This window comes from Massilia sp. Masssp93 (assembly GCF_059491295.1).
In genome coordinates this window covers 1,576,883-1,588,732 of the sequence record NZ_CP168502.1, presented here as the reverse complement: position 1 = coordinate 1,588,732, position 11,850 = coordinate 1,576,883, and the positions used below count along the sequence as shown (strand labels likewise).

Sequence of the window (11,850 nt, the reverse complement as noted above, 5' to 3'; positions counted from 1 at the left end):
CATGAACCTCAATGAAACCCAGGCCGTCCATGCCAGCGCCATCGTCGACGCCGGCGCCGTTCTCGGACCGGGCACCCGCGTGTGGCACTTCAGCCACGTGTGCGGCGGCGCCCGCATCGGCGCCGACTGCTCGCTCGGCCAGAACGTCTTCGTCGGCAACGACGTCGTGATCGGGAACGGCGTCAAGATCCAGAACAACGTGTCCGTGTACGACGCCGTCACGCTTGAGGACGAGGTGTTCTGCGGTCCCAGCATGGTGTTCACGAACGTCTACAACCCGCGTGCCGGCATTGTGCGCAAGGACCAGTACCGCCGTACGGTGGTGAAGCGCGGCGCCAGCATCGGCGCCAACGCCACCATCGTCTGCGGGGTGACGGTCGGCCGCTTCGCCTTCGTGGGCGCCGGCGCCGTCGTCAAGCGCTCCGTGCCGGACTTCGCCATGATGGCCGGCGTGCCGGCGCGCCAGATCGGCTGGATCAGCCGCTTCGGCGAACGCCTCGCGCTGCCGCTGTCCGGCAATGGCGAAGCGGCGTGCCCGCACACGGGCGACGTCTACCTGCTGCGCGACGGGACCTGCATCCTGCTGCCGGCTTCCCCTCAACCATGATCCCTCCGACCACCATGGAATTCATCGACCTCAAGTCCCAGTACCAGGCTTCACGCGACCTGATCAACGGGCGCATCCAGGCGGTCCTCGACCACGGCCAGTACATCATGGGGCCGGAAGTGGCCGAACTCGAGGAACGCCTGGCCGCATACACGGGCGCACGCCATTGCATCACGGTCGCCTCGGGCACCGAGGCACTGCTGATCGCCCTGATGGCGCTCGGCGTCCGGCCGGGCGACGAGATCGTCACTACGCCGTTCACCTTCATCGCCACGGCCGAAGTGATCGTGCTGCTGGGTGCCGTCCCCGTGTTCGTCGACGTCGATGCCCGCACCGGCAACCTCGATCCGGCCCTCGTCGAGGCGCGCATCGGTGCGCGCACGCGCGCCATCATGCCCGTCTCGCTGTATGGCCAGCCGGCCGACATGGACGAGATCAATGCCCTCGCGGCCCGCCACGGCCTGGCCGTGATCGAGGATGCGGCCCAGAGCTTCGGCGCCGACTACCGCGGCCGCAAGAGCTGCAACCTGTCCACGATCGCCTGTACCAGCTTTTTTCCCAGCAAGCCGCTCGGCTGCTATGGCGACGGCGGCGCGCTGTTCACGAGCGACGACGACCTGGCGCGCGCCATGCGCGAAATCCGCGTGCACGGCCAGAGCCGGCGCTATGTCCATACCCGGGTCGGCGTCGGCGGCCGCATGGACACGCTGCAGTGCGCCGTCGTGCTGGCCAAGCTCGGCCTGTTCGACTGGGAACTCGCGCAGCGCCGGCGCGCGGCGGCCACGTATGACGCGCTGCTGGAAGGCAAGGTCGATCTCGTCGGCCGCGGCACCGACCGCGCCAGCGCATTCGCCCAGTACACGGTGCTGGTCGAGCGGCGCAACGACGTCCAGCACGCCCTGCAGGAAGCCGGCATCCCGACGGCAGTCCATTATCCGGTGCCGATCCATATGCAGCCGGCGTATGCGCACCTGAGCGGAGGCGCGACCTGCCCGGTGGCGCGCGCCCTGGCCGACAAGGTCATGAGCCTGCCGATGGGGCCGTATCTGCCCGATGAAGATATCCGGCGCGTGTGCGCGGCCCTGCTCGAGGCCGTCGATATCCCGGCGCCGGCCGCAACGTCGGCAATGGCGGCCATGTCCGTATGAGCCTGCCGGGTTTCTGGAGACACGTGGCAACGGTCCTGGGCGGCGCACTCGGCGCCCAGGCCCTGCCCTTGCTGGTTGCACCGCTAATCACGCGCATGTGCACGCCCAGCGAGATGGGCGCGTTCGCGGTGTGGCTCGGCGTCGTCGCCGTGTCCGCCATCGCCGCCACCCTGCGTCTCGAAACCGCCATGATTCTCGACCACGAGCCGGAGCAGCAGCGGGTCTGCTTTTCCGTCGTGTTCTATTCGGCCACCACGACCGCCCTGCTCGTCTCGCTGTGCGCGCTGCTCGCCCATGCGCTCGGGCTGCCCGCGCTGGGCGGCCAGTCGTGGGGCGCGCTGCTCCTCGTCGGCGTCGGGACCTGGCTCACGGCCTACACCCAGACGACGCTGGCCTACGCGACGTCGCACAAGGCCTTCGGCAAGGCCGCGCGCGCCAAGGTCTGGGGCGCCGCCACCATCGCGCTCACCCAGCTGCTCCTGCTGGCCGCCGGCGCAGGCGAAGCGGGCCTGCTGATCGGCCAGCTGATCGGCCTCGCGGCCGGCCTCGTCGCGGCGACCCTGCTGCTGCATCCGCCGCGTCCGCGCCTGACGTTGCGCCTGGACCGTGCCGCGCATGCCTACCTGCACCGGCACCAGAAATTCTGGCGCTTCTCGCTGCCCTCCAACCTGCTCAATGCGCTCGTCGGCCAGATGCCCCTGTTCCTGATCGGGATGCGCCACGGCGCCGTGGCGGCCGGCCTGTACGCGCTCACCCAGCGCGTGCTGGCCGCACCCGTGTCGCTGCTGGCGGCCTCCGTGCTCGAAGTGTTCAAGCGCGAATCCGTGCACGAGTTCCAGACCCTCGGCCATTGCAGCCACGCATACCGCTATACGTTCAAGGCCTTGTCGATGCTGGGCGCCGGGCCGGCCCTGGCCCTGCTGCTGTTCTCGCCCGCCCTGTTCGAACAAGTGTTCGGCGCGTCCTGGCGGCCCGCCGGCGAGCTGGCGCAGATCCTCGCACCGCTGTGCTTCCTGAATTTCATCGCGAGCCCGCTCAGCTACGTGTTCTTCGTCACGGGCAAGCAGCAGGTCGACCTGCTGTGGCAGATCGCGCTGTTCTTCACGACGCTGGGCGCGTTCCTCATACCGGGGACGCTGCACGAGAACGTGCTGTGGTACGCGATCGGCTATTCGGTGCTCTACCTGGTGTATCTGCACATGTCTTGGCAGATCTCGCAGAACCGCCTGGCCAGGGCATGAAGACCTCGATATGAAGACCACCTACAGCGCCGGCACTTCCGCACGCGAACAGCTGCTGCTGAATTCCGCGTTCTTCCTGTTGTTCCCCGGCTTTTTCTACTACCACACGCTGCTGGGCACGGGCACGACGGGAGCCTTCCTGGGCGGCTATTTCTCGCCGGTGTCGCTGGTCTATATGCTGCCGCTGGCCGTGGCCTATTACAAGCGCCTGCGTCGCGATCGATGCCGGCTGTCGTCGATCGACATGCATTACGGCCTGTTCAATGCCTACTTCATCGCGGTGATCGTCGTGAACGCGGCCGCCGGCGCCACCCTGGCCATCGTCGCGCACCACGTCGCGGGCATCCTGTTCATGGTGAACACGTTCTTCCTGTTCGCGCTCATCGACTTCGACCAGCGGCAGTTCCGCCTGATGGGCCTGGCCAGCCTCGCGGCCATGAGCGCGATCGTGTTCACGTTCTCCGTCAACGGTGTGTTCTTCCTGGGCGCCCTCGGCATGGCGAAGGACGCCGACGCCCTCGCCACCTACCAGGGCTTCTCGCGTTCCTACCTGATGACGATCCTGCCCGTCCTGGCGTACACGCGCTCGCTGCCGCTGCGCCTGATCCTGTACGCCAGCGGCGCCGCCACGCTGTTCGTCAACACGGCACGCAGCGAATTCGCGGCGTTGCTGTTCGCGATCCCCATCGTCGAATTCTATTTTTCGCGCCACAAGCTGGTCTTTCTCGGCCTCGCCGTCATCGCCACATTGCTGATCTCCGCACACATGGACGAGATCATCGCCGCGCTGCCCGACAACCGCATCCTCGAGCTGCTCGACCTGTCGCAATCGACGTCGGCCAACAAGCGCCATCACCTGACGGTGTACGCCGAACACACCATCGCCGCCCATCCGCTGCTGGGCGACTACGCCAGTTATACCCTCGGCTATTACTCGCACAACGTGCTCTCGGCCTGGGTGGACCTGGGCCTGTTCGGCTTCGTCTATCTCCTCGCGCTCACGGCGCTGCCTGCCGTACCGATGTTCTTCAAGGAGTATTTTGCCGGCCGGCGCCGACCGGAATTCATCCACGGGTTCGCACTGGCCTGCGTGACCCTCCTGCTCCTGATTTCGTCCCACTACTTCACCGACATGCTGATCGGAGCCACGCTCGGCGCTTACTCGCAATACCGGTACGAGAGAAAACATGGCAAATATCGTCCACCTGACCTCAGCCCATCCGCGCTACGACACCCGGATCTTCATCAAGCAGTGCCGCAGCCTGAACGAACGGGGGCATGACGTCACGCTGGTGGTGGCCGACGGCCTGGGCGACGAAACCATCGACGGCGTATGCATCGTCGACGTCGGCCGGCCCGCCGGCCGCATCGACCGGATCCTGCGCGCCACGCGGCGCGTGCTGCGCGCCGCGCTGCGGCTCGACGGGGATGTCTACCAGCTGCACGACCCCGAGCTGCTGCCGGCCGGCTTGCGCCTCAAGCGCAACGGCAAGCGGGTGATCTTCGATTCCCACGAAGACGTGCCGACGCAGCTCCTCGCCAAACCGTATCTCGGGAGGGTGTCGCGCCTGACGCTGTCCCGCGCCTTCCGCCTGTACGAGGACTACGCGTGCCGCCGCTTCGACGGCCTGATCGCGGCCACGCCCTTCATTCGCGAACGCCTGGCGCGGCTGCACCCGCACACGGTCGACATCAACAATTATCCGCTGCTGCAGGAATTCGACGGGCCACCCGACTGGGACCGCAAGGCGCCGGAAGTCTGCTACGTGGGCAGCATCTCGGCGATCCGCGGCATCCGCGAACTGGTGCGCGCCTGCGAACTGCTCCATTCGCCGGCCCGGCTGGCCCTCGTCGGCACGTTCTCCGAGCCCGCGCTGGAACGCGAGATCGCACGGTTCCCGGGTTGGACGCGCGTGCAGGCGCACGGTCATCTCGACCGCATCGGCGTGCGCCAGGTCATGCAGCGTGCGATGGCCGGGCTGGTGACCTTGCATCCCGTCGTCAACTACCTCGACGCACTGCCCGTCAAGATGTTCGAGTACATGGCCGCCGGCCTGCCGGTGATCGCCTCGCGTTTTCCGCTGTGGCAGGACATCGTCGAGGGCAACCAGTGCGGCGTCTGCGTCGATCCTGGCAATCCCGCCGCGATCGCCGCCGCGATCGACCATTTTTGCCGCCATCCCCACATCGCGCGGCGCATGGGCGAAAACGGACGCCGTGCCGTCCACACCCGCTACAACTGGAGCAGCGAGGCCGACAAGCTCGCCGCGTTTTACGACGCGGTGCTGCCGGACCCGGCGTCCCCGTCCCGCCAGCGCCACGGGAACGGCGTGCACGCGGGGTGTCCCTAGGCCATGACGGCCGCCGCTGAAAGAACGCCCGCTCCCAACGACCATGTACCGCCGAGCCCACGTACCATGACGACCCTGCTGCATCACTTCGACACGCTGCGCCAGGTCCTGCGCCTGCCGCGGGCGGACCTGTGCTTCGACGCCCGGATCGATCCGGACGACGTCGCGGCCACCTATCGCTATTACACGAAACGGCATCCGCGCTACAAACTCATCGGCAACAAGACGATCGGTGCCGCGCTGGTCGACCTTGCGCGCTATCCCGCCGCTACGGCCTACCTCGACGCCATCCAGGGCAAGAACCGGGGTGCGTGGCACGCCAGGCGGGCCCGTGCACGCGGCTACGTCTGCACGGAGATCGAACGCAACGACCATGTCGACGCCATCCATGCCATCAACACGTCGCTCGACACGCGCCAGGGGCGGCCGATGGACGGAAAATACCTGGACAAGGTCGCGCGCTACGAGCGCCAGCCCCATTTCGACTATTTCGGCGTGCTGAACGACGACGGCCGGCTCGTCGCCTACGCGAACATCGGACGCTACGGCAATTTCAGCGCCTTCTCGCAACTGATCGGCCTGCGCAACAACGACGGCATCATGCACCTGCTCGTCGTCGACATCATCGCCCGCCTCATCGAACGCCAGCGCGTGCGCTACGTCATGTACGACACGTTCTTCGGTGCGCAGTCCGGGCTGCAGCACTTCAAGCGCATCGTCGGCTTCGAACCCTATCGCGTGAAGTACAGCCTGCGATGAAAACGCTGCTCAACCGGCTCTACTCGGACTACCTGATGCCGTCGCGCCTGCCCGAGTACGAGGCGCTTCTCGTCCGGGCCGGCCAATGCGGCTACCGGCAGCTCTCCGTGCGCGATTTCCACCACGCGGTCCGCCAGGAGGCGGCGCTGCCGACCCGCGTGCTGGTGCACCGCCACGACATCGACAGCGACTTGCGCACGGCGCGCAAGATGTTCGCGCTCGAAACGAAACATGGCGTGAGGGCCAGCTATTACTTCCGCCTCAGTACGCTGGACTACGGCTTCATGCGCGACATCGAGGCGGCCGGCAGCGAGGCCAGCTACCACTACGAGGAAGTCGCGACGTATGCCAAGCGCCACCGCATGCGCCGCGGCGACGAGGTGCGGGCCCGCTTCCCCGAGATCCGCGAACTGTTCGTGCGCAACTTCATGCGCATCGGCGAACACCTGGGCACGCCGATGACGACGGTCGCCAGCCACGGCGACTTCGCCAACCGCCGCCTGAAGGTGATCAACCACGAACTGCTGAGCGACCCCGAACTGCGCCGGCGCTGCGGCATCGAATGCGAATCCTACGACGCCGACCTGCTGCGCCACTTCGACGTGTACATCAGCGACCGTCCGCATCCCGTGTACTACTACCCGCTGTCACCGTTCGACGCGCTGGGCCGCTACGAGCGCGTCTGTTTTCTCACCCATCCCGTGCAATGGGAAACGAACTGGCTCGAGAACACCCGCTGCAACGTGGTGCGCCTGGCCGAGGAAGTGGTGTGGCACACATGAATATCCTCCTGATCAACCATTACGCGGGATCGGTGCTCCATGGCATGGAGTACCGCCCCTACTATCTCGCGCGGGAGTGGGTACGCGCGGGGCACAGGGTGACCATCGTCGCCGCGTCGGCATCGCATGTGCGCACGCAGGCGCCGCAGATGGGCCGGCGCACCCGCCTGGAAGAAAATATCGACGGCATCGACTACGTCTGGCTGGCGGCGCCGTCGTATCGCGGCAACGGCGCGGCGCGGGTGCGCAATATGGCCGCGTTCCTGTGGCGCCTGGGCGCGGCGGGCGAACAGTTGGCGCGGACGGTCCGGCCGGACGCGGTGATCGCATCCAGCACGTATCCGCTCGACATCTGGCCGGCCGCCCGGATCGCGCGCCGCGCCGGGGCCCGCCTGCTGTACGAGGTGCACGACCTGTGGCCGCTGTCGCCCATGGAACTGGGCGGCTATTCGCGCCGCCATCCCTTCATCATGCTGCTGCAGGCGGCGGAAGACTTCGCCTGCCGCCGCGCCGACGCCATCGTCTCGATCCTGCCCAAGGTGCGCCCGCACCTGGAGGCGCACGGCATGGCGCCGCACAAGCTGCATCTCGTGCCTAACGGTGTCGACCCGGACGAGTGGCGAGCCGACCCGGCGCCCTTGCCCGCCCGGCTCGACATCGTCCTCGACGGGCTCCGCCAACAGGGCCGGTTCGTCGTCGGCTATGCCGGCACGCACGGCGTCGCGAACGCGCTGGGCACGCTGCTCGACGCCGCGCACCGCCTGCGTGGCCATCCCGTCGCCTTCGTTCTGGTCGGGTCCGGTCCCGAAAAACCTGCGCTCGAACGGCGCGCCGCCGAACTGGGCCTGGCCAGCGTGCATTTCTTCGACCCGATCCCGAAATCGCAGGTGCCGGCCCTGCTGCAGCGCTTCGACGTCGCTTACATCGGCTGGCGCCGCCAGGCCCTGTACCGCTTCGGCATCTCGCCCAACAAGCTGATCGACTACATGATGGCAGGCCGTCCCATCGTCCATGCCGTCGAGGCGGGCAACGATCCCGTCATGGAAGCCGGCTGCGGATTGACGGTCGCGCCGGACGACCCGCAGGCCATCGCCGACGCCGTGCTCGCCATGCAGGCGCTGGATGCGCCCACGCGCGATGCGCTCGGCCGGCGCGGGCGCGCCCATGCGCTGGCCAACCACACCTATGCCGTCCTCGGACAACGCTTTTTAACCGCACTCGCTGGAGACAGCCGCCATGCCTGAAGACCTGACCCAAGCTACCGCCGCGCCTTTCCTGCCGTTCGCCCTGCCCGACATCGACGAGGCGGAAATCGACGCCGTCGTCGCCTGCCTGCGCTCCGGCTGGGTCACGACGGGCCCGACCACCCGGCAATTCGAACAGGATTTCAACGCCTACCTGGGCGGCGGCCTGCAGGCGATTGCCGTGAACTCCGCCACCGCGGGCCTGCACCTGGCGCTGGAAAGCCTGGGCATCGGCCCGGGCGACGACGTCATCGTGCCCACGCTCACGTTCACGGCCACGGCCGAGGTCGTGCGCTACCTGGGCGCGCGACCCGTCTTCGTCGACGTCGAACCGGACCGGATGACGCTGTCGGTGGACGCCGTCGAAGCGGCGCTCACGCCGCAGACGCGCGCCGTCGTCCCCGTCCACTATGCCGGGCTGGCCTGCGACATGGACGCCCTGCTGGCGCTGGCGCGGCGCCGCGGGCTGCGCGTCGTCGAGGACGCCGCGCACGCCTTCCCGACCCGCTACAAGGGCCGGCTGATCGGCACGCTGGACAGCGACATCACCGTCTTCAGCTTTTACGCGAACAAGACGATGACCACGGGCGAAGGCGGCATGATCGTCACGGGCGACCCCGGCCTCGCGCAGCGTGTGCGCGTGATGCGCCTGCACGGCATCAGCCAGGACGCGTTCGACCGCTACGTGTCGCACAAGCCGGCCTGGTATTACGAGGTCGTCGCGGCCGGCTTCAAGTACAACCTGACCGACATCGCCTCGGCCATCGGCATCCAGCAACTGCGCAAGATCGACCGCTTCGCCGCGCGCCGGGCCTGCCTGGCACGGCGCTACCACGACGGCCTGGCGGGCCTGCCGCTGCGGCTCCCCGCCCGGCCGGACGACGACAGTACGCACGCCTGGCATTTGTACGTGGTCCGGCTGACCGGGGAAGCGCGGCTCGGACGCGACGCGTTGATAACCGAGCTCGCCCGGCGCGGCATCGGCACGAGCGTGCACTTCATCCCGCTGCACCGCCAGCCCTACTGGCGCGACGCCTACGACCTGTCGCCCGCCCGCTTCCCCGTGGCCGAAGCGTGCTACCACGGCATGCTCACGCTGCCGCTGTACACGAAGATGAGCGACGCCGACCAGGACCGCGTCATCGGGCACCTGGCCGAGCTGCTGGCATGAGCAAGCGCCTGTTCGACGTGGTGGCGGCCGGTTGCGGCCTGGTCCTGCTGGCGCCGGCGCTGCTCGCGCTCGCGCTGTGGATCCGGTTCGACTCGCCCGGACCGGCGCTGTTCCGCCAACGCCGCGTAGGACGATACGGCCGCCACTTCGCCATCTACAAATTCCGCACCATGGCCGACCATCCCGACGGGGGCCGCCAGCTGACGGTCGGCCAGGACCCGCGCATCACCCGCGCCGGCCGCTTCCTGCGGCGCACGAAGCTGGACGAACTGCCCCAGTTGCTGAACGTGCTGGCGGGCACGATGAGCCTCGTCGGACCGCGTCCGGAAGTGCCGCGCTACGTCGACCGTTATCCGCCCGCGGTGCGCGAGACCGTTCTTTCGGTGGCGCCGGGCATCACTGACCTCGCGGCCATCCTCTACAAGGACGAAAACGACATCCTCGGACGCGCGCAGGATCCCGAGCGGGCGTATATCGAGACGATCCTGCCCGTCAAGCTCGAGTATTACCAGCGCTACGTGCGCGAGCGGTCGTTCTGGCTCGATGTGCGCATCATCTTCCGGACGCTGGCCGCGATCCTCAGCTGACGAGCCGGATACCGCCATGCTCTGGTCCAAGCTGTTCCACCTGGGCGACCTGTCCCTCACGCTCCCGGCCGGCAGCGCGATCGCGGGCTGGCTCCTCGCTGCCCGGGCCTGGCGTGCAGCCCTCGGCTGGAGTCTCGTGTTCGGACTGGCGCTGGCGCTCGTCGCGGCGACCAAGGTCGCCTTCATGGGCTGGGAAACGGGCCTGCCGACGCTCGGCTACAAGGCCGTCAGCGGCCACGCCGCCGGCTTCACCGCAGCCTTCCCGACGCTGTGCTGGCTGCTGGCGCAGCGCTGCGCGCCGCCGGTGCGCCGTGGTGTCGCGCTGCTCGCGCTTGGCCTCGGCGTGGCGGTCGCCGCGGCCCTCGTCCACGCCGGCGAACACACGCCAGTCGAAGCCATCGCCGGCTGGATCGTCGGGCTCGCGGCCTTCCTCTGCACCGTCCACCTGGCGTGCAGCGTATCTGCGCCCCCGCCGGGCCGGGCGATCGCCTGCGCCGTGCCCGCATTCTGCGCGACGGCCTGGGCGCTGCATTCGGTTTCCGTAGGTTACTGGATGATCCGGCTCGCGCTGGCCCTGTCCGGCAATCCCTATCCCTACCCTTGGGACAACTGCAGCTAGCGTCCCGAGACCTTTTATCAGGAGGCACCATGTCCGGCACGCATATTCCAGCTATCCATTGGCAGCGAAAGAGTCAGCTCGACAGTACAACCGGCTGTTCGCTCCTGATTTCCCTGATGCGTGGCCTGGCAGCGCTGCAAGTCGCGGCGGCGCACCTGCGCGCCGAAATATTCCCTGGACTGCGCGACATCGCCAGTCCATCCGTCTATTACCAACTGCTGGCCTTCGGCACCGGCTTTGCGCACCAGGCGGTCGTCGTCTTCTTCCTGATCAGCGGCTGGCTGGTCGGCGGCAGCCTGCTCAACAAACTGGAGCGCGCGAATACGTCGACCGGCGCCGCCGACGGCGCCTCGCCGTGGCGAGCCTATGCGATCGATCGCCTGACCCGCTTGTGGACGGTCCTGATTCCCGCCCTGTGCCTCATGCTGCTCGTCGGCGTCATGACGGACGTCGTCGACCCGGCCCGCGCCGATTTTTCCACCGCCAATGCATACTCGGCCGCGGCATTTGCCGGCAACCTGGTCGGCCTGCAGACGGTGGATGTCGACAATTTCGGGGGCAATTACGCCCTGTGGAGCCTCGCCAACGAGACCTGGTACTACATCCAGTTTCCCCTGCTGCTGATCATGTTCACGAGCCGCAGCCGGATGCGCCAGGGCTGCGCCGCGGCCGTGCTCCTGGTGCTGGGCACGTCGCTGCCCTTGTCCATCACCCTGTATTTCGCGCTGTGGCTGCTGGGTGCCGCGTTTTCGCGCATCCGCATCGACTGCGGCACCGGCGCGCGCGCGGGTCTCGCCGCCATCGTCGTGGCCAGTTCGATTTATTTCCGCCTGCGCGGCAGCAACGACGATCTCAACCCTGAATCGTTCCTGCAAGATCTCGTGTACAGCCTGCCGTTGCTGACCTTCCTGTCCACGCTGCATGCGCCGTTCGCCACGACGTCGTCCCCGATGCGGGCCGTCGCACGGCTCGCGCACACCTTGTCCGAGTTTTCGTTCACGCTGTACGTGACGCACATCCCCGTCATCAAATTGCTGCGGTATGCCGGCCAGAAAACGTTCGGGCGCGATCGCCTCGTCCCTGACGCGCCGCTGGCGTACGCCGTCTATGCGGGCATGCTCCTGACCCTGCTGGCCACGGCATGGCTGTCGTATCGCCTGTTCGAATCCCATACGTTCCGCGTGCGCCGCGCCGTCAGGAATGTCCTGCGGCCGCGTCCCCAGCGCACGTCGATGGCGTCCTCGTCGATGAAATGACACGCTGCATCGGGCCCCGCCGCGATCGCGTCGGCGGGGCCGGCATCTGGCCGCTGTGTCTGTCCTTGATCGACATGCCGACCGT

Annotated in this window: 12 protein-coding genes; all 12 read left to right on the top strand. The window is 67.7% G+C overall.

Translation table 11 applies throughout. From position 1 onward, the window contains the following. The first annotated feature begins 1 nt into the window (after window position 1). The 12 genes from ACEN9Q_RS06795 to ACEN9Q_RS06740 all read left to right on the top strand — a co-directional run bounded on the left by ACEN9Q_RS06795 (window position 2) and on the right by ACEN9Q_RS06740 (window position 11,765). On the top strand, window positions 2–607 hold the full coding sequence (locus ACEN9Q_RS06795) for an acyltransferase (protein ID WP_495627787.1): 606 nt from the start codon (window positions 2–4) through the stop codon (window positions 605–607). A gap of 14 nt (window positions 608–621) precedes the next feature. Beyond that, on the top strand, window positions 622–1,755 hold the full coding sequence (locus tag ACEN9Q_RS06790; protein WP_495627786.1) for a DegT/DnrJ/EryC1/StrS family aminotransferase: 1,134 nt from the start codon (window positions 622–624) through the stop codon (window positions 1,753–1,755). A gap of 23 nt (window positions 1,756–1,778) precedes the next feature. Continuing rightward, on the top strand, window positions 1,779–2,996 hold the full coding sequence (locus ACEN9Q_RS06785) for a lipopolysaccharide biosynthesis protein (RefSeq protein ID WP_495627785.1): 1,218 nt from the start codon (window positions 1,779–1,781) through the stop codon (window positions 2,994–2,996). Window positions 2,997–3,006: 10 nt separating this feature from the next. Further along, entirely contained in the window at window positions 3,007–4,278 is a 1,272-nt protein-coding gene (locus ACEN9Q_RS06780; RefSeq protein ID WP_495627784.1) for a hypothetical protein, read from the top strand. Continuing rightward, on the top strand, window positions 4,184–5,347 hold the full coding sequence (locus tag ACEN9Q_RS06775; RefSeq protein ID WP_495627783.1) for a glycosyltransferase family 4 protein: 1,164 nt from the start codon (window positions 4,184–4,186) through the stop codon (window positions 5,345–5,347). The genes ACEN9Q_RS06780 and ACEN9Q_RS06775 overlap by 95 nt, the downstream gene beginning before the upstream one ends. A gap of 66 nt (window positions 5,348–5,413) precedes the next feature. Continuing rightward, the gene (locus ACEN9Q_RS06770) at window positions 5,414–6,106 is read left to right on the top strand and encodes a hypothetical protein (RefSeq protein WP_495627782.1); all 693 of its coding nucleotides are present in this window, start codon (window positions 5,414–5,416) and stop codon (window positions 6,104–6,106) included. Continuing rightward, window positions 6,103–6,888 (top strand): hypothetical protein, encoded by a 786-nt coding sequence (locus ACEN9Q_RS06765; protein ID WP_495627781.1) that lies wholly within the window; start codon window positions 6,103–6,105, stop codon window positions 6,886–6,888. The genes ACEN9Q_RS06770 and ACEN9Q_RS06765 overlap by 4 nt, the downstream gene beginning before the upstream one ends. Next, complete coding sequence (locus ACEN9Q_RS06760; RefSeq protein WP_495627780.1) at window positions 6,885–8,132, top strand: glycosyltransferase family 4 protein; 1,248 nt, start codon at window positions 6,885–6,887, stop codon at window positions 8,130–8,132. The genes ACEN9Q_RS06765 and ACEN9Q_RS06760 overlap by 4 nt, the downstream gene beginning before the upstream one ends. Beyond that, window positions 8,125–9,303: a DegT/DnrJ/EryC1/StrS family aminotransferase gene (locus tag ACEN9Q_RS06755; RefSeq protein WP_495627779.1), complete on the top strand. Its 1,179-nt coding sequence runs from the start codon at window positions 8,125–8,127 to the stop codon at window positions 9,301–9,303. The genes ACEN9Q_RS06760 and ACEN9Q_RS06755 overlap by 8 nt, the downstream gene beginning before the upstream one ends. Then, window positions 9,300–9,890, top strand: a complete 591-nt coding sequence (locus ACEN9Q_RS06750; RefSeq protein WP_495627778.1) for a sugar transferase — start codon at window positions 9,300–9,302, stop codon at window positions 9,888–9,890. The genes ACEN9Q_RS06755 and ACEN9Q_RS06750 overlap by 4 nt, the downstream gene beginning before the upstream one ends. 16 nt (window positions 9,891–9,906) lie before the next feature. After that, window positions 9,907–10,509 (top strand): phosphatase PAP2 family protein, encoded by a 603-nt coding sequence (locus ACEN9Q_RS06745; RefSeq protein WP_495627777.1) that lies wholly within the window; start codon window positions 9,907–9,909, stop codon window positions 10,507–10,509. 116 nt (window positions 10,510–10,625) lie between these two features. Then, complete coding sequence (locus tag ACEN9Q_RS06740) at window positions 10,626–11,765, top strand: acyltransferase family protein (RefSeq protein ID WP_495627776.1); 1,140 nt, start codon at window positions 10,626–10,628, stop codon at window positions 11,763–11,765. Window positions 11,766–11,850: the final 85 nt, after the last annotated feature.

Excerpts from the sequence above, each read along its gene's own strand:
- ACEN9Q_RS06795 (WP_495627787.1), top strand. The coding sequence starts at position 2 with ATGAACCTCAATGAAACCCAGGCCGTCCATGCCAGCGCCATCGTCGAC.
- ACEN9Q_RS06790 (WP_495627786.1), top strand. The coding sequence starts at position 622 with ATGGAATTCATCGACCTCAAGTCCCAGTACCAGGCTTCACGCGACCTG.
- ACEN9Q_RS06780 (WP_495627784.1), top strand. The coding sequence starts at position 3,007 with ATGAAGACCACCTACAGCGCCGGCACTTCCGCACGCGAACAGCTGCTG.
- ACEN9Q_RS06775 (WP_495627783.1), top strand. The coding sequence starts at position 4,184 with ATGGCAAATATCGTCCACCTGACCTCAGCCCATCCGCGCTACGACACC.
- ACEN9Q_RS06770 (WP_495627782.1), top strand. The coding sequence starts at position 5,414 with ATGACGACCCTGCTGCATCACTTCGACACGCTGCGCCAGGTCCTGCGC.
- ACEN9Q_RS06765 (WP_495627781.1), top strand. The coding sequence starts at position 6,103 with ATGAAAACGCTGCTCAACCGGCTCTACTCGGACTACCTGATGCCGTCG.
- ACEN9Q_RS06760 (WP_495627780.1), top strand. The coding sequence starts at position 6,885 with ATGAATATCCTCCTGATCAACCATTACGCGGGATCGGTGCTCCATGGC.
- ACEN9Q_RS06755 (WP_495627779.1), top strand. The coding sequence starts at position 8,125 with ATGCCTGAAGACCTGACCCAAGCTACCGCCGCGCCTTTCCTGCCGTTC.
- ACEN9Q_RS06750 (WP_495627778.1), top strand. The coding sequence starts at position 9,300 with ATGAGCAAGCGCCTGTTCGACGTGGTGGCGGCCGGTTGCGGCCTGGTC.
- ACEN9Q_RS06745 (WP_495627777.1), top strand. The coding sequence starts at position 9,907 with ATGCTCTGGTCCAAGCTGTTCCACCTGGGCGACCTGTCCCTCACGCTC.
- ACEN9Q_RS06740 (WP_495627776.1), top strand. The coding sequence starts at position 10,626 with ATGCGTGGCCTGGCAGCGCTGCAAGTCGCGGCGGCGCACCTGCGCGCC.